The following is a 20,599-nucleotide window of genomic DNA, read 5'->3' as shown; positions in this document are numbered from 1 at the left end:
CTTTCTCTATCTGTTCATTTTGCCACAAGCTCCTCAAGTTCGCCTAATCACCACCATGCTATACGCGCGTTAAACGCACGATCCGACATATCCACCATATGGATGAATTTCAGTTATGATTGTGGTGCTTAGCATAAAAGGAGAAGACATGCTTTCAATCGCCAGACGAACGGCAGCGGGTGCGGCCGTACTACTTGTGATGCCTTTGGTTGTATGGTGCTCCGGCTGGATGTGGCAGCCGGGCCAGAACGCCATGTGGCTGAAAACGTTATACTGGATAACGGAAACGGTGACACAGCCGTGGGGGATCATCACGCATGTTCTTCTCTGCGCCTGGTTCCTGTGGTGCCTGCGTTTTCGTCTGCGCGCAGCGCTGGTGTTATTTGCTATCCTCGGCGGGGCCATTCTGGTGGGTCAGGGCGTAAAATCCTGGGTTAAAGATCGTGTACAGGAGCCGCGTCCTTTCGTCATCTGGATGGAAAAAACGCACCATGTGCCGGTGGATGAGTTCTACACTTTAAAACGTAAAGATCGCGGTGCGCTGGTAAAAGAGCAGCTTGCAGAACAAGAGGATATTCCGGCATTTTTGCGTAAACACTGGCAAAAAGAGACCGGTTTCGCGTTTCCTTCCGGGCACACGATGTTTGCCGCAAGCTGGGCGTTGCTCGGCGTCGGGTTATTGTGGCCGCGACGCCGGACGGTCACTATTGCGATTCTGTTAGTCTGGGCAACCGGCGTAATGGGGAGCCGTTTACTGCTGGGGATGCACTGGCCGCGTGATTTAGTGGTGGCCACGCTGATTTCCTGGCTGCTGGTAACGTTAGCCACCTGGCTTGCCGAACGATTCTGTGGGCCACTGACGCCGCCACCGGAAGAGAAGGAAGAAATCGCCGAGCGCGAGCAAAGCGGTGTCTGAAGGTTGATTTTCCGTATTTTGCCCATAAATCCATGACGGGCGCGCAACTTTTTCCGTTTCGCCCCCGTCACTAAAATGGTAGTTTATAAGGCTGATTGCGGTGAGTTGAACAGACTTTATTCGCTTGAACCACATAACGGGAAGTCATGTGAAATATTTACTCATTTTCTTACTGGTGTTGGCGATTTTTGTTATTTCCGTCACCTTAGGTGCGCAAAACGATCAGCAGGTGACCTTTAACTATCTGCTTGCACAGGGCGAGTACCGGGTATCGAGCCTGCTTGCGGTCCTGTTTGCCGCCGGTTTTATTATCGGCTGGCTGGTGTGCGGTCTCTTCTGGCTTAAAGTTCGTGTTTCGCTTGTGCGCGCTGAACGTAAAATCAAACGCCTTGAACATCAAATTGCGCCCGCGACTGACATTCCGGAGAGTTCTGGTGTGCCGGTAGCCAAGGAATAATCGAATATGCTGGAGTTGTTGTTTCTGCTTTTGCCTGTAGCCGCAGCCTATGGCTGGTATATGGGCCGCAGAAGTGCGCAACAAACAAAACAGGATGAGGCCAACCGACTCTCCCGCGACTATGTTGCGGGGGTGAACTTCCTCCTGAGCAATCAACAGGATAAAGCGGTTGATCTGTTCCTTGATATGTTGAAAGAGGATACGGGCACCGTAGAAGCGCATCTCACCCTGGGCAACCTGTTCCGCTCGCGCGGTGAGGTTGATCGCGCTATTCGTATTCACCAGACGCTGATGGAAAGCGCGTCGTTAACCTACGATCAACGCTTGCTGGCCGTTCAACAGCTGGGACGTGATTACATGGCTGCGGGGCTGTACGACCGTGCCGAAGATATGTTCACGCAACTGGTTGATGAGACCGACTTTCGTATCAGTGCGCTCCAGCAGTTACTGCAGATTTACCAGGCGACCAGCGACTGGCAAAAAGCCATAGACACAGCCGAACGTCTGGTGAAGCTTGGCAAAGATAAGCAACGCGTAGAAATTGCTCACTTCTATTGCGAACTGGCGCTTCAGCAGATGGGCAACGACGACATGGATAAAGCCATGGCACTGCTGAAGAAAGGCGCCGCTGCGGATCGCAACAGCGCGCGAATCTCCATCATGATGGGGCGCGTCTTTATGGCGAATGGCGACTACGCCAAAGCCGTTGAAAGCCTGTTGCGGGTTATCGACCAGGATAAAGAGTTGGTCAGTGAAACGCTGGAAATGCTGCAAACCTGCTATCAACAGCTCGACAAGCAGGATGAGTGGGTAGCATTCCTGCGTCGTTGCGTGGAAGAAAATACTGGCGCCACCGCTGAACTGATGCTCTCAGACGTTGTTGAGCAGTATGAGGGAAGCGACACCGCGCAGGTTTATATTACGCGTCAGCTGCAGCGCCACCCGACCATGCGGGTGTTCCATAAGCTGATGGATTACCACCTGAACGACGCAGAAGAAGGGCGTGCCAAAGAGAGCCTGATGGTGCTGCGCGATATGGTCGGCGAGCAGGTGCGCAGTAAGCCGCGCTACCGCTGCCAGAAGTGCGGTTTTACTGCCTATACGCTGTACTGGCACTGTCCTTCGTGCCGGGCCTGGTCAACCATCAAGCCGATTCGTGGTCTTGACGGGCAGTAATTTTTTAAAACGTCCCATTTTAGTTACAACATACTGTTGGGTTTTTGTCACTGAGTCAGCACCGTGCGATTTTTCGGTCAGGCAGGAAAAGAAATCGATTCTGTCAATTTCCACCGCTGGCAGGTAGAATGCAGGCCGTTTATCTGTTCCGCGCCGCTGCGCGCCCATAGACGAAAAGGGCTGGTCATGACGTCTGTTACTTCCTCCGCTTCCCGCGTAATTACTGATTCTCCTGTTGTTGTTGCGCTTGATTACAATAACCGCGACACCGCGCTGGCCTTTGTTGATGGTATCGATCCGCGAGATTGCCGTCTGAAAGTTGGCAAAGAGATGTTTACGCTGTTTGGTCCGCAAATTGTCCGCGATCTTCAGCAGCGTGGGTTTGACGTTTTCCTGGACCTGAAATTCCATGATATTCCCAACACCACTGCGCATGCCGTCGCTGCAGCAGCCGAGCTTGGTGTGTGGATGGTCAACGTCCATGCATCGGGTGGGGCGCGTATGATGACCGCCGCGCGCGAGGCGCTGGTGCCCTTCGGCAAAGATGCACCGCTCCTGATTGCGGTCACCGTGCTGACCAGCATGGATGAATCTGACCTGCGCGATCTTGGCGTGACGTTGTCACCTGCTGAGCAAGCTGAACGTCTGGCTCGTCTAACGCAAAACTGCGGTCTCGATGGGGTAGTCTGTTCAGCCCAGGAGGCGGTGCGCTTCAAATCCGAACTGGGCCAACAATTTAAGCTTATCACGCCGGGTATTCGTCCCGCGGGCAGTGAGGTTGGCGATCAGCGCCGTATTATGACGCCAGAGCAAGCGTTAGCTGCAGGTGTGGATTATATGGTGATCGGCCGTCCCGTTACGCAATCTGCGGATCCGGCGCAGACGCTAAAAGCGATCAACGCGTCATTGAAAAAGGGTGCCTGATGAGCGATTCCAACAGCCGCCTGGTCTACTCCACCGGCACCGGGCGTATCGATGAGCCAAAAGAGAAAGCTGAACGTCCTAAAGGTGATGGCATCGTGCGCATCCAGCGTCAGACCAGTGGTCGCAAGGGCAAGGGCGTGTGCCTGATTACCGGTATCGATCTGGATGATGCGGAGCTGGCTAACCTGGCCGCAGAATTAAAAAAGAAATGCGGTTGCGGCGGTGCCGTGAAAGATGGCGTGATCGAAATTCAGGGCGACAAACGCGATTTAATTAAAACGCTGCTCGAAGCCAAAGGAATGAAAGTTAAACTGGCGGGCGGCTAAATTAAAAGAGCCACGGCGTTAACCGTGGCTCTTTATACGTGTGTAAGTCAGACCTGAAAAATACTGAATATATTATTAGACCGGTGAGAGCCGTTATGGTGATTATTTGCCCACCTGGTGACCGATAATGCCGCCGACAGCAGCACCACCTAATGTACCCAGCGTACTACCATCCGTTAATACCGCACCACCAAGAGCACCGGCACCCGCACCAATCGCGGTGTTACGGTCACGTTTAGACCAGTTAGAGCAGGCGCTCAGGGACATAGCTACTGTAATTGCCAAAACAGCGGCAGCGATTTTTTTGCTGGTAAAGGTCATAATACTTTCTCCTGAATTATCGATTCACGGAAAGAAGTGCACTTTAAGTATAGACAATAGTCATACTTAAATTCTGTTTTCCATGAAAGCTAGTCGCGCAGGTGTTACGTAATCACGCAAGTGATAGTCACTTCCTGTTATATCGCTAATAATAATTTTACCCCTTTAGCCCAGGTTAAACAGGTAAAAACTCTTAAAGCAGGCTTCGGAATCATCTCAGAGAGAGGGGGGGATTTGCGCCCGTTATTCAGGCGCAGAGGAGAGTCAGGCAGGTTTTCTCACAATATCGACGGTCAGGCCGTCCTGCTCAAGCTGCTGGCGATGTTCATCACTCAGCCGTTCATCGGTGATCACGCGGCTAAATCGGTTTATCGGGCCCATCATATAGGGATGTACAGAACCGAATTTAGAACTGTCGGTAAGGACAATTGCTTCACACTCTTTTTCCAGCACGGCATTAACCACGTCAGAACGCATCATATCCCGACCGGTGAACCCGGTGTCAGGTTGCCAGCCATCAATGCCAATGAACGCTTTGCTGAAATGAACCTGCTGGACATACTGGCGAGTGAGTGGACCCACCATGCTTTCACTTTTCTTCTGGTAAATACCGCCCAGCAGAATGACCTCACAGCGCGTCTCCTTCAGCAGATGCGCAATATAGCTGCTGACGGTAATAATGGTGACGTCTTTTTGATCGGCCAGGGTACGTGCCAGAAGGGCGTTACTGCTGCCATTCTCAATAAAGACCGTTTCACCATTGTTCACTAAGGACGCAGCAAATTCTGCCAGTTCTCGCTTGAGGGCATAATTGTTCATCATGCGGGTTTCAACGTCTTCACTGTCCAGTGGGACGGCATAACCATGCGCACGACGCAGGTAGCTCTGTTTTTCCAGAAGGTTAAGATCCTGACGGATTGTGACTTCAGAAACGCCGGTCGTTTTCGCGAGATCGACCACGCTTACGCGCCCCTGATCGATGACCATCTGCAAAATGATTTGTTGTCGGGAATTCATAGCATCCATTTAAAAAGCAAAACGAGGTCGGAAACGGTGGAGTCAAACTTCCCACGGGGCTTTTGGCTGAGCGCTTTCTGGCGCGGAATCGGAATCTTTGTGAGCCAGTAACTCTGATTTCAGGATCTCAAGATTACGGATCGCAGAGTGATAATCACCCGCTACCAGGATATCCAGCACCGTATCAATACGTCGTGCCACAGCCAGTGCATCAATGTCAGACATAATCTCACCCCAGGAGCGAAAAGTTAATATTTTCAATGATGCAGAAAATGGGAACAAAAGAGAAGGGAAAAAATGCAATAACTAAAGTACATAAATGAAAGTGATAATTTTATTCCCTCTCATGCAGCGGGGTTAATGAGTGGATTAGTCTAAAACTGCGCGTAAGGCGCTTTTTTTTAAGAGGAATTAGACTATGACCGTTATCAATCAAGCAACCTGCACACTGTTTACCGATACTGAACGTTTCACTCAGCTGGCGGGCTATTATGAGGCGGAGCGTCGCACTGTCTGGATGATGTTGCGGTCGCAACCGCGCCCTTGCTTCAACCACGCATTAATAGAGGAGATCATGAATCTTTCCTGGCTGGTTCGCCAGTCCGGTTTTGCGGTCGATTTTTGGGTTACCGGATCGCTGGTACCCGATATGTATAACGCCGGTGGGGACTTGCAGTTCTTCGTAGACTGTATTCAAAACGGGCGCCGGGAAGCATTACGCGCATATGCGCGTGCCTGTGTTGATTGCGTACACGCCGCATCACGGGGTTTTGATACCGGGGCAATTACGCTGGCGATGGTCGAAGGGAGCGCCTTAGGAGGCGGCTTCGAGGCTGCGCTGGCGCACCATTTTCTCCTGGCTCAGCGCGATGCCCGGTTAGGGTTCCCGGAGATCGCCTTTAATCTTTTCCCCGGGATGGGGGGCTATTCGCTCGTTGCACGCCGCTCAGGCATGAAGCTGGCAGAGGAGCTCATTTACAAAGGGGAATCCCATACGGCTGAGTGGTACGAACAGCACGGATTGGTGGATGTGCTGTTTGAACCGGGACAAAGCTACGTCACCGTCCGAACATTTATCGACACGCTGCAGCCGAAGCTGAACGGCGTAAGGGCAATGCTGCGCGCCCGTACCCGCGTGTTGCAGCTGCCACGCAGTGAACTGATGGATATTACAGAAGACTGGGTCGATGCCGCGTTTTGCCTTGAACCGAAAGATATCGCTTATATGGAACGTCTGGTTATGCTGCAAAACCGCCATCAGGCGGCGGGGTTACGCCAGGCCAGTTAACGCATCTTTCGTGACTGATAGCGCTTTAGCCATCGCTCGAAAACGGCAGCGGGCATCGGCTTAGCAAACAGAAAACCTTGCCGTTCGTTGACGCCGTTCTTAGTCAGAAAGGCGTCTTCTTTTGCACTCTCCACGCCTTCCGCAATGACCTGCAGATTCAGTGCCTGAGCAACGGCCACAATCGCACGGACCAAAGACTGCGAAATGGATTGTTTATGGATATCCCGCACAAATGACTGATCGAGCTTGATGGCATCGATAGGAAAACGCGCCAGCTGTGACAGGGATGAATAGCCTGTACCAAAATCGTCCAGATGAATTTGCGCCCCAAGCTGGCTGAACTGCTGGATGACCGAAAGGGCCAGCTCTTCGTTTTCGATAAGACAGCTCTCGGTCAGTTCAACATCGATAGGGCAATATTCAAAATTCAGATCCTTCAGCGCCTGTTTCAGGTCACTGAATATCGTCTGGTCTGCCAGTTGACGCGCTGATACGTTGACCGCCACCCGCAGGTTAATGCCTTTATCGCGCCATTTAGCCACCTGACGCACCACGTCCAGCATAACCCAGCGACCGAGCGGCACAATCAAGCCGGACTCCTCAGCGTAAGAGATAAATTCCAGCGGAGGAATAAGTCCGCGCTCTGGCGATTGCCAGCGTACCAGCGCTTCCAGGCTTCTGACTTCGCCGCGCCAGGTCATTTTCGGCTGATAGTGGATCAAGAGCTGGTCGTTATCCAGCGCTTTGCGCAGGTTGGTATCCAGCCAAAGATACTCGAACACGCGCTGGTTCATCTCTGGAGAGAAAACGCAGAACTTGCCTCGTCCGTTCTCTTTCGCGGTGTACATGGCGGTATCCGCGTTGCGAATGACGCTCTCGCGGTCGTTACCATGCTGCGGGGCAAGGGCGATGCCCAGAGAGCAGCCGGTGTAAATTTCAATTAAGCCGATGCGGAAGGGTTGCCGTAACCGGCTTAAAATACGCGATGCCATAGCTTCCAGTGAGCCTTGCGAGGTATTGGTTGCCATCACAATAAACTCATCGCCGCCGAGTCTCGCCAGCACCTGACCTTCATCCAGACAACTCAGAATGGCAAGGGCGACGGCCTGCAATAACTGGTCGCCAAACATGTGCCCGTAGGCATCGTTAACCTTTTTAAAATTATCCAGATCGAGATAGACCACGCCGACCTGAGTGTCTCCCCGGGTGGCGATGGCATCGGAAATCAGCTCGTGGATCGCGTTTCGGTTTGGCAGTCCGGTGATGGTATCCGTATTGGCCAACACGCGCAGGCGTTCCTGAGCACGCCGCTCCTCCGTGATATCGGTACCGGAACAGATGAGATAAATTTCATTTTTACCGCTGCCGCTGTGAACAAATTTATTTCTGAACAGAAACAATCGCTGCCCTTTGCGGGTCTTGACCCAGCGTTCAACTTCATAGGAACTGCCGTTACGAAAAAAACCGGCGATATTACGTCTTGAGGCAGCGGCTTCGCTGCGGGTCATAAACAGTTTGAAGACGTTTTGCCCGATAACTTCGTGCTCTTTCAGCCCGGTGTACTCTTCACTCAGGCGGTTGAAGCGCTGGATATTGCCGTTCTGATCCAGGATAACGATTACTGAATTGGCTTCTGAGACAACCTGTTCGGCAAAAGAGAGGCCCTGCGCCAGATCGCGCGCAACGGAAGGGGTATCGTGCCAGGCAGAGGCTGTACCGGCCCACTCGTTTCGGGTAATTTTGCGCCCGACCAGATGGACAGGAACATCTTCACCGTACAAAGAGAGGGTCATCGAGATACTGGAGGTGATGACGGTTAACTGGCGGATGAGCGCGGCCTGTTCATCATTCAGCGCGATCACTTGCGTCACATCGGCATTTTCACTGGTGGAGAGATGCAGAGCATTGCTGTCAGCGGTCAGTCGCCACCAGGGGCTGTGAGTTCCCATGTAGCGAAACAGCAAATTCTGCTCCAAATCGTCCATCCTGTTTTCTCCCGCAGCTGCTCATTAGCGCACAAATCATTCATTTGTTGTCGACTTTCCGTTGTGATACAGCGGCAAAACCGAAGTGAACTTATTGTTTTTTCCCTGATTTCTAATAATAAAACGAGTCAGGTTAAAAAGGATACTCAGCGTATAAAAATTCACGTAACCGAATATGAAGGGATTCTTTTAATGTAGATAATTATGGCGATTTTGGGCGGGAGGAGACGGAAAATAGTCAGTGATTTTGTGGTTTGTGATGAGAGAAGAGTTTGTCGACCCATCCATGAGGGAAAGGGTCGACAATTTAACAGCTTATCAGGCGACCGGGCGCGCAATAATGCTGCGCGTTTCCATGCGAACTTCAGCGATATTCACATCAATCACGTCAGTGACTTTGTAAACCGTTTCGCCTTTGATTTGCACGGTTCCGTTTTCCTGGCTACAGACCAGTTCGTCGCGTACAGCATGCAGGAACGGCGCAGGAATGAAAGCAACGGCACCGTTGTCCACCAGACGTACGCGCATACCGCCGCGGCTGATATCAATGATTTCGGCCGGGAAGCGGGCATCCGTTCCTGCTTTATCATTCAGGAAGCGCGCGTACAGCCAGTCACCGACATCGCGTTCAGCCATACGGTTCAGGCGGCGGCGCTCGGCCATTTGCACGGTGGAATCATCCTGAGGACGCGCGACCGATTCCCCTTTGATAATCGCTTTCAGCAGGCGATGGTTTACCATGTCGCCGTACTTACGAATCGGAGAGGTCCAGGTGGCATAGGCTTCAAGCCCCAGACCGAAATGTGGGCCCGGTTCGATGCTGATTTCGGCAAAGGACTGGAAGCGGCGAATACGGCTGTCGAGGAAACCGGATGGTTGCGCATCGAGTTCGCGACGAAGTTTGCAGAAGCCTTGCAGCGTCAGCACTTCTTCAGGATCGACATGCACGTCATGCGTTTTCAGCAGGGCAGCCAGCGCCTCGGTGTTAGCCGGATCGAACCCGGTATGCACGTTATAGATGCCGAAGCCTAACTTGTCGCGCAATATGCGGGCGGCACAAATGTTGGCCGAGATCATGGCTTCTTCAACAATACGGTTAGCGATGCGGCGTGGTTCAGCAACGATATCCAGCACTTCGCCTTTTTCACCCAACACGAAACGGTAGTCCGGACGGTCCTTGAAGACCAGCGCATGGGTTTTACGCCATTCACTGCGGTTCAGACACACGCGATGCAACAGTCGAATTTGCGCGGCAATGGCGTCGTTTTCAGGTTGCCAGGTGCCCGTATTTTCCAGCCAGTCGGACACGTCGTCATAGGCCAGCTTGGCTTTGGATTCGATGGTCGCAGCAAAGAATTCGATATCGTCTTCAATCGTGCCGTCGGCGGCGATAGTCATGCGGCAGGCGAGTACCGGGCGCACTTCATTCGGGCGCAGCGAGCAGAGATCGTCAGAGAGTTCACGCGGCAACATCGGGATATTGAAGCCCGGCAGGTAGTTGGTGAACGAACGCACTTTTGCCATATCGTCCAGTTTGCTGCCTTCGACAATCCAGGCGGTAGGATCGGCAATCGCGACGGTCAGATGCACTTTGCCATCCGCAGTCTCTTCTGCAAACAGCGCATCGTCCATGTCTTCGGTGCTGGCACTGTCGATGGTGACAAAGTCCAGACCGGTCAGGTCACGGCGTGACAGACCTTCGTCCTGCATTTCTGTCGCGACGCCGTCTGGCGCCTCTTTTTCAAGATTGTGACGCGCCAGCGTTACCCACCACGGGACGAAGTGGTCGTCGCCGAAGGTGATAAATTGCGTCAGCTCAGCATAGAAACCACGGTCGCCTTTGAGAGGGTGGCGGCGCATTTCAGCAACGGCCCAGTCACCCTCTTTAAAATCATGCTCAACGCCACGTGCAGCACGGCACTGAATAGCATCTTTCAGCAGGGGATGGTCCGGCACGATGGAAAGACGGTCATCTTTTCTGTGTACCTTGCCCACGAAGCGAGTCAGGAAGGGTTCAATCAGTTCTTCTGGCTCGGCGGACTCACGTTCCTTTTCCGTATGAATAACCGCTGTGACGCGATCGCCGTGCATCACTTTTTTCATCTGCGGAGGCGGGATGAAATAGCTCTTTTGCCCGTCAACTTCAAGGAAGCCAAAGCCCTTTTCCGTGGCTTTTACGACCCCTTCTGCACGCGGCGTCTGGGAATGCAGTTGCTGTTTAAGCTGCGCTAGCAGCGGGTTGTCCTGAAACATAATGTTCTATTTTCGTAGCCATTGAGCGGCTGACAGTTTTACGCGAATCTTACTGCTTCAGCAAGCGCTCTTTGGGTAAAAAGTACGGTTATTCCGCTTTGCCAAGCGCCACTCGCAGGCGGTCGAGCCAGCCAGTAAATGCACTTTGAGTAAGCAGATTGATGGCGCGGATATCGGCGATCCCAGCATCAATCAGCGGCGTGAATTGTGCCGCGCTAAAACGATCCGGTGAACGGGTCAGTAGCTCTACTGCCGCAGTTAGCGCCCCGTGCGTTTGTGGCTCGCTTTGACGGTGATTGATCAGAATCTCGCCCGTCAGGTTGAGTAGCGCAGGTTCGTGGCTCAGCACCGGCGTGAGCGCCTGAAGTTCCGGCTCTGCTTGCCAGCGTGAAAGCGACTCAAGCTGGAATGGGGTCGCGTAGCGCAGTTCGACGACGGGCAGTACAGGGGTCCAGACACGAATAGTCACCGGTAAGGAATGCGGCGGAATATGGTGTCCGGGCAACCAGCGTACAGGATGCCCCAGTAACGCCTGAAACACCGCCACAACGCGCGCCTGAAAGCCAATAAAGCCGATAATCTGGTTGATCAGCACAATGTCATAGGTTGTCAGGCCCACTTCATCGAGCTGTAGCTGCGCTTTGTGGTCAATGACGTCTGGTGAGCTGGCAAGTTGGCGGGCATATTGCGTGATTTGTGCCAGGCGGCGGTTGCTTTCGCGTGAGGAGTCAGGACCAGGAAGGGGGGCGAGCAGGGCAGCGTAGTGGTTACAGAGTCGCTGAACACCACACGCCTGAGCGACCGTCAACGCCGTGCTGAGTCTGTCGTACGCACTAAGCGTGTGTAGTCGGTTAACCTCAATATTGAGCGGGAACAGAAGGTGGCACAAGGCCCTGGCGGGAGCGAGCCAGCCATGGCAGGCGGTGACAATCTTTTCAGGGAGTTCTAAATCGAGCAAAAAACGATCGTCGACGTTAGCGGCTTCGGGCACCAAAGGCAGGACATCCGTTTGCGAGTGGTTGGACTGGGTTTCATGATACCAGTGGCCTTTGCCGGAAAAGCGGCGTTGTTCCATGGGCGTTCCTTGATCTCAAAATGGCGATCAATATCCTGGCGTAAGGTGAATGAGGGGAAAAATATTGTTAGGTGATAACAAATAACAGAAGGGAATAACGAAGAGCACCGCAGGGGGGGGAGAAACTCTCTTCCCGGGCGGGAAGAGAGTCACAAACTTATTTAATTTCCAGCTCGTTCATTGCAGCGATGTTGAAACCGCCGTCAACGTGAACCACTTCGCCGGAGATACCCGCAGAAAGGTCAGAGCACAGGAAGGCTGCAGAGTTACCCACATCTTCAATGGTAACAGTACGACGAATCGGGGTAACCGCTTCGCAGTGTGCCAGCATTTTACGGAAATCTTTAATACCGGAAGCGGCCAGGGTGCGGATAGGACCTGCAGAGATGGCGTTAACGCGCACGCCTTCAGGACCCATTGCGTTCGCCATGTAGCGTACGTTGGCTTCCAGAGAGGCTTTAGCCAGACCCATCACGTTGTAGTTAGGGATAGCACGCTCTGCGCCCAGGTAGGACAGCGTCAGCAGGGCGGAGCCCGGGTTCAACATGGCACGGCAAGATTTCGCCATCGCCACGAAGCTGTAGGAGCTGATGTCGTGCGCAATTTTGAAGCCATCACGGGTTACCGCGTTAACGTAGTCGCCGTCCAGCTGGTCGCCAGGTGCGAAGCCGATGGAGTGAACGAAACCGTCGAATTTATCCCACGTTTTTGCCAGTTCAGCAAACATGCCATCGATGCTTTCATCTTGTGCAACGTCACATTCCAGAACGATGCTGGAACCCAGCTGCGCGGCAAACTCTTCAACACGGCCTTTCAGCTTGTCGTTCTGGTAGGTGAACGCCAGCTCAGCGCCTTCGCGATGCATTGCCTGTGCGATGCCGTATGCGATGGACAGTTTGCTGGCAACGCCAGTCACCAGAATGCGCTTACCGGAAAGAAAACCCATAGCTTTAATCCTTATATTCATTGCTAATTTTGCCTTGTAATTCATAGCGTTACAGGCAGCATTTCAAAATCATTCGAAATTAGCTCGAAATTATAGCCTACTCACAGCCCCTTGTGTCACGATATTTCTCGCACTTCTCCGAAGACGCCTGCCCCGAAGAATGCACCGCGGACTCGCGGGGGCTCAAAATTTCAGCATTCGTCCAGTATATCACCCGGCAACAGCTTCGCCTCATCCAACCAGAGAGGAAGCACGATTCCACCTGGGTATTCACGCTTTCCTGATGTTGTCGACAAAACGCGCAATGACGATAAAGAAAACGGGTACGAAGAAGATCGCGAGAAGCGTCCCGCTGATCATGCCGCCAAATACGCCGGTACCGATGGCATGCTGCGTACTGTCGCTCGCCCCCCTGGCCAGCATCAAGGGAACAACCCCTAAAGTAAAGGCTAACGAGGTCATCAGAATGGGGCGCAGGCGCTGGCTGGCGGCATGAATGGTTGCCGCCAGCAGGGGCTGCCCCTGGCGATGGAGCTGCCTGGCAAATTCAACAATCAGAATGGCGTTCTTGGCTGACAGGCCGATAAGCGTAATCAGGCCGACCTTGAAGAAAACGTCATTCGTCATGCCGGCAACAGACACCGCTATCACCGCGCCGATGAGACCCAGCGGAACGACCAGCATGACCGCAAAAGGAATAGACCAGCTCTCATACAGGGCGGCGAGTAGCATAAATACGACCAGTATCGACAGGACGATAAGGCCCGGAAGCTGAGACTCCGATTTTCGCTCCTGTAATGAACTCCCGGCCCACTCGCCCGCCAAGCCCTGAGGTAAATCTCTGGACAAACTCTCCATAATCTTCATTGCGGTGCCGCTGGACTCTCCCGAGGCCGCATTTCCGGTAATGCGAATAGCAGAATATCCCTGGTAACGCGTCAACTGCTGCGGCGCAACGTTCCACGAAAGCGTGGCAAACGTCGATACCGGCACCATCTGACCCATCCGGTTTTTCACTGATAATGTCAGTATCTGCTCAGGCTGCATTCGGTAAGGCGCATCGGCCTGAATAATCACCTGCTGAACGCGGCCGTTGTTCGTATAGTCATTGACGTAATTTGAGCCCAGGGTGACGGAGAGCGTCTGGTTGATTTCATCAAATGAGACGCCCATCGCTTCCGCCTTTTCTCTGTCAACCTGGAGCGCAAGGCTTGTTCCTTCCGGAAGCCCGTCTATATAAACGTCACTCAGTTCAGGGCGCTGATTAGCGTGCAGGACCAGCGCGTCGGCAGCACGCTTTAACGCCTCGTAGCCCAGTCCTGCTCTGTCCTGCACGTACCAGGTGAACCCCGAGGAGGTGCCCATATCCGAAATGGCCGGCGGGAGCAGGCTCATCGTGACGGCATCCGACACGTTCGCCATGCTGGCCTGGATATGGTCGGCTTCATCCTGAGCCGTCGAGCCCTGCCGATTTTTCCAGTCCTTCAGCGTGGTAAAGGCCATAGCCGAATTCGGTCCCGAACCTGAAAACCCAAACCCCAGGATCATTATGTTGCTTTCAATATCCGGCCGGGCCGCAATTTCCTCTTCAAACTTTTTAACCACGTTGAGGGTGCGCTGCATCGTGGCATCAGAAGGCAGCTGGATTGAGGACATAAAGTAGCCTTGATCTTCGTCCGGCAGAAAGGATGACGGTAACGAAGACATTCCCAAAAACAGCGCAGCGCAAAGCGCAACGTACAGGAACAGCATACGTCCGCTTCGCTTCAGAACAGCACCCAGCCCGACTTCGTAACAGGCCGTGAGCGAACGGAAGCGCGCGTTAAACCCTGCCGCGAATCTTCCACCTCCGCGCTTTCCTGCCTTATGCGGCTTGAGTAACGTTGCGCACAGGGCAGGCGTCAGCGTCAGGGCAAGAAACGCGGATAGCAGTATGGAGACCGCCATGGAAATACAAAATTGTCGGTAGATAATCCCGACGGATCCTTCAGCAAACCCCATGGGGATAAAGACCGCGGTTAGCACCAGCGTGATCCCTATAATCGCCGGGGTGATTTCCTGCATGGCTTGCCGCGTTGCGTCACGCGGGGACAGGCTTTTTTCCTCCATCAGTCGTTCAACGTTTTCTACAACCACAATGGCATCATCAACGATAATCCCTATCGCCAGCACCATGCCGAACATCGTCAGAATATTGATGGAGTAGCCGCTCAATAGCATCACCGTGAAGGTGCCAAGAAGCGCGACGGGAGCAACAATCGCCGGGATAAGCGTACAGCGTATCTTGTGCAGAAACAGCAGCATAACCAGGAAGACGAGGACCATCGCTTCCACAAATGTCTGAACAACTTTCATGATAGAAAGTTTTACAAACGGCGCGGTATCGAAAGGGATCGTAAACGTCATTCCGTCGGGTAACACCCGGGAAAGTTCGTCGATGCGCGCTCGTACGCCTGAAGCCGTACTCATTGCATTCGCGCCAGGCGACAGCTGGATTGCCGCCGCCGTTGCGGGCACGCCATTTTCGCGGATACCAAAAGCGTAGCTTTGCAGGCCAGATTCAATCCGCGCAATGTCGGACAGTTTCAGGCGGGCGCCGGATGCGTCAGATTTCAGGGTAATATTCCTGAACGCCTCGACCGAGGAGAGCTGTCCCTTTACGGTGATGGGATACGTCACCCCTTGTCCTTCAGATGCGGGCTCGTCTCCCGTTTTACCGGGCGAAACCAGGGCATTTTGCTGGCCAACGGCGGTAAGAACATCACTTACCGAGAGCCCATAGCTGTGGAGCTTCATGGGATCCAACCAGATACGCAGCGCTTTTTCGCCGCCAAACAGCTGAACTTTCCCTACGCCGGGCACGCGACGAAGCTCGTCACTGACGTTTCTGGCAAAATAGTCGCTTAAATCGGCTTCTTCAAATTGACCTGTCGTGGATTTCAGCCCCACCATCATTAAAAAGCCAGAATTAGCGGCCTCGACGTTAATGCCGTTTTGTCTTACCGCCTGAGGTAGACGAGGCTCGACGATCTTAATCTGATTCTGCAGGTCCATCTGCGCCAGCTTGATGTCCGTGCCCGGTTTAAACGTGACGGTAATTGATGCTGAACCGGTTGTATCACTGGATGATTCGAAATAGAGCAAGTTATCGACTCCAGAGATTTCGCGTTCTATTAACGACACCACCGACGTATTCATGATATCGGGGCTGGCCCCCGGGTAACTGACGGAAATAATGATTCCCGGCGGTACCACCGCCGGATACTGCGAAATCGGTAAACGGGGAATAGACAGAAGTCCCGCCAGAACGATAAAAAGCGCCACTACCCAGGCAAAAACGGGGCGTTCAATAAAAAAATGAGGCATTAAATTAACGTCCAGTTACGTGAATTTCATCATCAGTGGAAACGCGTTTACCGATGTCCCTGAGCTGCGAAAACTTCTCAAGAAGCTGCGGTGCGTCATCGAGACTCGTCGCGAACATCCACATGTAGGTCATCACGGAATAGATATGTCCGGCGGTGATGCCGGTTGAGCGCGTCATCCAGACGATGGTCAGCGTAAAAAGCGCGGCAACAAGCACGCCAACCCACAAATAACCCCACGCCTCGCGGTCAGATAATGCGATACGTAAACGTGCAAGCGTGGCGTAATGTCGGTGAAGGGTGGCCGTACCCGCCTTATGAACATAATCCACTTCTTTTTCCAGCCGATTATTCAGGCGCATGAATAGCCATTCATTTTTACGGGCATATCCGGAGACAAATCCGAGCAGGATAAGTACAATCGCAAAGCACATGACGCCGGCCCAACATTCAATAAACAGCAACATGATTGCAGCACCCAAAAGGGAACTCAGCGATGTAATAAGCAGGGGAAGGTGCATTTCAAAGAAATCCACATACTCGCGCGAGAGCGTGACTCTGGCGGCGATTGCCGAATGGTTTAGCTGATATTTGCGCTGTGCCAGGACGACGGATACCGCAAGTCCGGCATAAATGCGTGCAAACGTGCGCGTGTCTACGCTCCGTCTGGCGGCCCCGATGAACCACATACAAAGTACCATCAGGCCATACAGCGCGGCGTTAAGCGTCTCACCTGCGAGGATGGCATTAATCGCGATGCCTGCCTGAACGGGATAAAGTAAAAACGTCACGTTTTCGGCCACCACCAGCAAGAAAGTGACAACCAGTTTTTTCCGGTGCCGTATCGCGAGTTTTTTAAGCGAGTGCATCACACCGGCAGATTCCGAAGAACGGAGATTATTATTAGGATTCATCATTATGGGTAAGTCGTGTCAGACTTTTTCAGTGTATTATTTTTGTGCAAAAAATGAGGTAGAGAGTCTACCGCGCGCCTGTTTAGCGGAAATGGGTGGTTTGTGGAGGATGTGTGGAGCTCAGATTCAAATCATTCTCATAATGAGGTACAGAGGTGTTCCGCCAAAAAAAATAATCAAATAACACTCGTAATAAAAGATCAGATCTTCGATGTCGGGCATCGCATTTAACAGCACGGTGAACGTAATAATGAGATAAACAAAAATCACCATTAACCAGAAGGCGATGACAAGAAGTTCAGTCAGCGCGCCAGCTTTATTTTGGATTGATAAAAAGACCACTGACAGTGCGATGCAGCCATACATGATGGGGGAGGAGGGTAGCGTCGAGGCGACTTTTTCGTCCAGTCTGTGTATCAGAACCAGCCAAATATATAATAGTCCCCAGGACAGCATCAGGAACAAGGAATATATGCCGATTTTTTTAGGGTGTAAATATTTAGAGAGTTCCATGTTCATTATCTCAGCCAACTTCAGAATGTCTTTAAGGGACAGGATTAATTAGTTACGTTCGATGAAAAGACGGCATATGCCTGAACAGCGATTTTGAACAGGCATTGTCGAGTTTTTATTGTCGGAATGTGTATGCTGTGTGGAGAAATAACCGGGAATTGAAATCCACCCCGGAAAATTTTGTGACCAGGGCACTTTTTCCCGAAGACTGTGTCTTATTGTGCTAAAGATGTCTGTAAGCGTGCTCAAAGGGATTTCACCCGCGGAGATAAAATGCACAAAAATACGCTGATCCTTGTTGTTGAAGATGAAGACGAAATCGCCGATATACTGATGAGCTACTTAGAGCGTTCAGGAATGAAAACGCTCAGAGCCAGCCAGGGCGAGCAGGCAATAACGCTTAATCGCCTCCATAAGCCGGATCTCATCTTGCTGGACATTCACCTGCCCGTATGTGACGGCTGGAGCGTACTTACCACGCTTCGTCAGGAAAGTTCTGTCCCCGTTATTATGGTTTCCGCACTCGATCAGGATGTCGATAAACTCATGGGGCTGAGACTGGGCGCGGATGATTACGTGATCAAACCCTTCAACCCTTCTGAGGTTGTCGCGCGGGTTGAGGCGGTGCTGCGCAGGACGAAACCCACGCTTCAGCAGGCGGGTTCCCTGCCGCTCAGAACGCCTTTTATTACGGTCTATCCGGATGACTTTTACGTGGAAGTCACCGTGGGCGAAGAGGTTATCTCCCCGGTATTAACGACGACCGAATTTAAATTACTTACCTGGCTGGTGAGATATCCGCGAAAGGTCTGCTCCCGCGAAGAGTTACTCAACGCGTGTCTGCCGGAAGGGGATACGCTCGACAGAACGGTCGACAGCCATATGAGCAAGTTGCGAAAAAAACTGGAGCTTGCCGGTCTGTACGGTGTTCCCGAGAGCATCAGAGGCATGGGCTACCGGCTTGGGGAAAAGAAATGAACAAAGAGTCTGTCCTGAGCCGTCAGATCTTAACGTATATGCTGTTGCTGACGTTTACGATCATTGCCATCGCCATACTGGGCTCCTGGTTTTTTTACTCCTTTATTCTGGATCATCTCCCGGGTGGCGCTGCTGCGGGCGATGACGAGCAGATGACGATGTGGGACTGGGTATGGATTGGGACCGCGACAACGATTAGTCTGATTATTGCACTCTTTTTCACGGTCAAACTTTCATCGCGAATACTCACCCCGCTTAACGCAGTAGCGTCCAGCCTGAAAAAGATTTCTCAGGGCGATCTGGACGCCCGGGCATTTTGTACCAGTTCTCGGCTTGGTGAGATCAATCACCTGGTGACGGATTTCAATGAAATGGCGGAAAAATTACAGACGCTGGATATTCAGCGGAAATCCTGGAATGCCGCTATTGCGCATGAGCTGAGAACGCCGGTCACGATCTTACGCGGACGGCTTCAGGGGTTGGTTGACGGTGTTTTTACCCCAGACCCGGTACTGTTTAATAATCTTCTCAAACAGACGGAAGGGTTAACCCGTCTGATTGAGGATCTCCGGGTGATCAGTTCGGGTGGCGGAGCGGGATACACGTTATGCCAGTCCAGAATGGATCTAAAAGGAACAATACAGGATGCACTCGATACATTCATGCCCGAGTTTAACCGTAAGGCATTTACCGTTAATACAGACCTGAGGGAGCAGCAATGCGTATTCGATCCGTTACGCATCAATCAGTGTCTGACCGTTTTATTTGACAATGCCTTACATTATTCAACCTCGCGCACGCTCATCGTGAAAAATGGCGTTTCGGATAAAGGCAATTATATCCTTATTCAGGACGGCGGACCGGGCATCCCCAGAGAGTTTCATGATTTCCTGTTTCAGCCCTTTCAGCGCGATAATGGCGCCAGACATTTGAACCCGGAAGGCTGTGGTTTGGGCCTGTCGGTGGTAAAAGCCATCATGCTGGCGCATGGTGGCGATGTTACCTATACCTTATCGACGCAAAACCACTCGATATTTAAACTCACCTGGTCCGACGCGTGAGTTTCAGCGGCAGGTCAAATACGCCTGCCGGCGATAAATGCCATATTTTTCCTAACTTAGCATCCCATTCCTGCGGGGTAATCGTCAGTTTACCGCGTCTCGGGCTTAAGGTTATTTCACTGAAATAGATTTCATCTTTTTTTAGCATAAGGTCAACGCGGCAGTAGTCAATTCCATCCGCCAGCTCCTGAGAGGCCAACAACGCCTGTCGGAACAAGACCGGTTCGCCTGGATCTGCTGAAGTATTCGGATATTCCATCCGGAAGGGTTGTAAGTTCCAGTGCCTGTCATAAACGTTGATAAACCCTTTGCCGTTATCATCCGTGAAATCCGCTTCTACATAGTGGGCAACGCCATGAAAGCAATGGATCCTCAGCATTTCGGGTGTTATATTCCTGTCAGCATTATCGAAGAGATCGACGAACGGCTCGCAAAGTATACTCGGCGTAATGTTTTTGTATTGCCATTCGCGCGTGGTGTAGTACAAGTTTTTCTTTAACGCGAGGCTCAGTTTTTTACACGCTTCCTTATAGTTAAATTGCGCTTTGTTTGTACATATTATTGTGCTGCCGCTGTCATGGTTGCACTTAAGGACGAACTTGTCAGGGAGTACTGAAAAATCAATCTGCGACGCCCGGGAATAAACGCCAATTAATGGCACCGTTTTCACTCGTTTTGTTCTGGAGGAAACGTATGCCCGAACGGCGAGTTTATCGGCGAGCATCGTGTAGAGGTTATTATGATCATAGACCAGACGATGACATATTTTTTCACTCAACGTCGTGGGTGATTGAATGTCTGGGATTCTTCCTGAGGCTTTTTTAAGCCTGGTAGTATGGAAATGCAGGTCTGTGATTAAAAAAGAGCGGCATTTTCTTATTAGATATTCAGTGTATTTGAGAACGTAAGTGGCGTTATTCATTTCTTCTCCTCCGTAATTTCTGGGTATTCTGGAGGGGAACTATTGATTTATTTTGTGTGAAATATGGAGCAGGAGTGGAGACGAAAAAGCAAAGGATTAAATAGCGTATGCAAACTATTTAATCCTTAATTCAGCTGAGCAATTTAGTTCAGTGCCGCGTCA

19 protein-coding genes are annotated in these 20,599 nt (G+C 52.0%); 8 read left to right on the top strand and 11 right to left on the bottom strand.

Features of this window, described 5'->3' with window-relative positions:
• Positions 1 to 148 precede the first annotated feature (148 nt).
• The 5 genes from pgpB (at position 149) to yciH (ending at position 3,799) form a co-directional block, all read left to right on the top strand.
• Positions 149 to 916, top strand: coding sequence for a phosphatidylglycerophosphatase B (gene pgpB, locus HV355_RS01135; protein ID WP_029485098.1), 768 nt, complete (start codon positions 149 to 151; stop codon positions 914 to 916).
• Positions 917 to 1,064: 148 nt separating this feature from the next.
• Entirely contained in the window at positions 1,065 to 1,373 is a 309-nt protein-coding gene (locus tag HV355_RS01130) for a LapA family protein (RefSeq protein ID WP_010431755.1), read from the top strand.
• A 6-nt stretch (positions 1,374 to 1,379) separates the two neighbouring features.
• Positions 1,380 to 2,549: a lipopolysaccharide assembly protein LapB gene (gene lapB / locus HV355_RS01125; protein ID WP_100166146.1), complete on the top strand. Its 1,170-nt coding sequence runs from the start codon at positions 1,380 to 1,382 to the stop codon at positions 2,547 to 2,549.
• 186 nt (positions 2,550 to 2,735) lie between these two features.
• The gene (pyrF, locus tag HV355_RS01120; RefSeq protein WP_089600668.1) at positions 2,736 to 3,473 is read left to right on the top strand and encodes an orotidine-5'-phosphate decarboxylase; all 738 of its coding nucleotides are present in this window, start codon (positions 2,736 to 2,738) and stop codon (positions 3,471 to 3,473) included.
• On the top strand, positions 3,473 to 3,799 hold the full coding sequence (gene yciH, locus HV355_RS01115) for a stress response translation initiation inhibitor YciH (RefSeq protein ID WP_108417787.1): 327 nt from the start codon (positions 3,473 to 3,475) through the stop codon (positions 3,797 to 3,799). Before pyrF ends, yciH begins: the two co-directional genes overlap by 1 nt.
• A gap of 102 nt (positions 3,800 to 3,901) precedes the next feature.
• Here yciH and osmB read toward each other — a convergent pair whose 3' ends face one another.
• From osmB to HV355_RS01100, 3 genes are all read right to left on the bottom strand, one after another.
• Positions 3,902 to 4,120, bottom strand: coding sequence for an osmotically-inducible lipoprotein OsmB (osmB, locus tag HV355_RS01110; protein WP_010431738.1), 219 nt, complete (start codon positions 4,118 to 4,120; stop codon positions 3,902 to 3,904).
• A gap of 264 nt (positions 4,121 to 4,384) precedes the next feature.
• Positions 4,385 to 5,137 (bottom strand): DNA-binding transcriptional regulator YciT, encoded by a 753-nt coding sequence (locus HV355_RS01105; protein WP_108417786.1) that lies wholly within the window; start codon positions 5,135 to 5,137, stop codon positions 4,385 to 4,387.
• 42 nt (positions 5,138 to 5,179) lie between these two features.
• On the bottom strand, positions 5,180 to 5,362 hold the full coding sequence (locus HV355_RS01100) for a hypothetical protein (protein WP_010431733.1): 183 nt from the start codon (positions 5,360 to 5,362) through the stop codon (positions 5,180 to 5,182).
• Positions 5,363 to 5,555: 193 nt separating this feature from the next.
• On the opposite strand from HV355_RS01100, the gene HV355_RS01095 reads away from it, so the two are divergent.
• Positions 5,556 to 6,425 (top strand): crotonase/enoyl-CoA hydratase family protein, encoded by an 870-nt coding sequence (locus HV355_RS01095; protein ID WP_126816209.1) that lies wholly within the window; start codon positions 5,556 to 5,558, stop codon positions 6,423 to 6,425.
• Here the strand turns inward: HV355_RS01095 and pdeR are convergent.
• The 7 genes from pdeR to HV355_RS01060 all read right to left on the bottom strand — a co-directional run bounded on the left by pdeR (position 6,422) and on the right by HV355_RS01060 (position 17,476).
• Complete coding sequence (gene pdeR / locus HV355_RS01090) at positions 6,422 to 8,410, bottom strand: cyclic di-GMP phosphodiesterase (protein WP_182400718.1); 1,989 nt, start codon at positions 8,408 to 8,410, stop codon at positions 6,422 to 6,424. The genes HV355_RS01095 and pdeR overlap by 4 nt on opposite strands.
• 318 nt (positions 8,411 to 8,728) lie before the next feature.
• The gene (locus HV355_RS01085) at positions 8,729 to 10,663 is read right to left on the bottom strand and encodes an exoribonuclease II (protein ID WP_182400717.1); all 1,935 of its coding nucleotides are present in this window, start codon (positions 10,661 to 10,663) and stop codon (positions 8,729 to 8,731) included.
• A gap of 88 nt (positions 10,664 to 10,751) precedes the next feature.
• Positions 10,752 to 11,738: a CMD domain-containing protein gene (locus HV355_RS01080; RefSeq protein WP_182400716.1), complete on the bottom strand. Its 987-nt coding sequence runs from the start codon at positions 11,736 to 11,738 to the stop codon at positions 10,752 to 10,754.
• 157 nt (positions 11,739 to 11,895) lie between these two features.
• The gene (gene fabI, locus HV355_RS01075; RefSeq protein ID WP_014832208.1) at positions 11,896 to 12,684 is read right to left on the bottom strand and encodes an enoyl-ACP reductase FabI; all 789 of its coding nucleotides are present in this window, start codon (positions 12,682 to 12,684) and stop codon (positions 11,896 to 11,898) included.
• Between the two features lie 270 nt (positions 12,685 to 12,954).
• Positions 12,955 to 16,050 (bottom strand): multidrug efflux RND transporter permease subunit, encoded by a 3,096-nt coding sequence (locus HV355_RS01070; protein ID WP_182400715.1) that lies wholly within the window; start codon positions 16,048 to 16,050, stop codon positions 12,955 to 12,957.
• A gap of 4 nt (positions 16,051 to 16,054) precedes the next feature.
• Positions 16,055 to 16,966 (bottom strand): ABC transporter six-transmembrane domain-containing protein, encoded by a 912-nt coding sequence (locus HV355_RS01065; protein WP_182400714.1) that lies wholly within the window; start codon positions 16,964 to 16,966, stop codon positions 16,055 to 16,057.
• 123 nt (positions 16,967 to 17,089) lie between these two features.
• Entirely contained in the window at positions 17,090 to 17,476 is a 387-nt protein-coding gene (locus HV355_RS01060; protein WP_182400713.1) for a transporter, read from the bottom strand.
• Between the two features lie 273 nt (positions 17,477 to 17,749).
• Here HV355_RS01060 and HV355_RS01055 point away from each other — a divergent pair, with 273 nt between their 5' ends.
• Positions 17,750 to 18,454 carry a response regulator gene (locus tag HV355_RS01055; protein ID WP_120158294.1) on the top strand — a complete coding sequence of 235 codons (705 nt, stop codon included), beginning with the start codon at positions 17,750 to 17,752 and terminating at the stop codon, positions 18,452 to 18,454.
• Positions 18,451 to 19,515: an ATP-binding protein gene (locus tag HV355_RS01050; RefSeq protein WP_174339670.1), complete on the top strand. Its 1,065-nt coding sequence runs from the start codon at positions 18,451 to 18,453 to the stop codon at positions 19,513 to 19,515. Before HV355_RS01055 ends, HV355_RS01050 begins: the two co-directional genes overlap by 4 nt.
• Here HV355_RS01050 and HV355_RS01045 read toward each other — a convergent pair.
• The gene (locus tag HV355_RS01045; protein ID WP_182400712.1) at positions 19,496 to 20,437 is read right to left on the bottom strand and encodes an ATP-grasp fold amidoligase family protein; all 942 of its coding nucleotides are present in this window, start codon (positions 20,435 to 20,437) and stop codon (positions 19,496 to 19,498) included. The two genes, HV355_RS01050 and HV355_RS01045, sit on opposite strands and share 20 nt — an antisense overlap.
• Positions 20,438 to 20,599 lie beyond the last annotated feature (162 nt).

The organism is Enterobacter sp. RHBSTW-01064 (genome assembly GCF_014103035.1).
GTDB classification, from domain to species: Bacteria; Pseudomonadota; Gammaproteobacteria; order Enterobacterales; family Enterobacteriaceae; genus Enterobacter; species Enterobacter mori.
The sequence above is the reverse complement of the archived record's forward strand: the minus strand, read 5'-3'. Positions and strand labels throughout refer to the sequence as shown.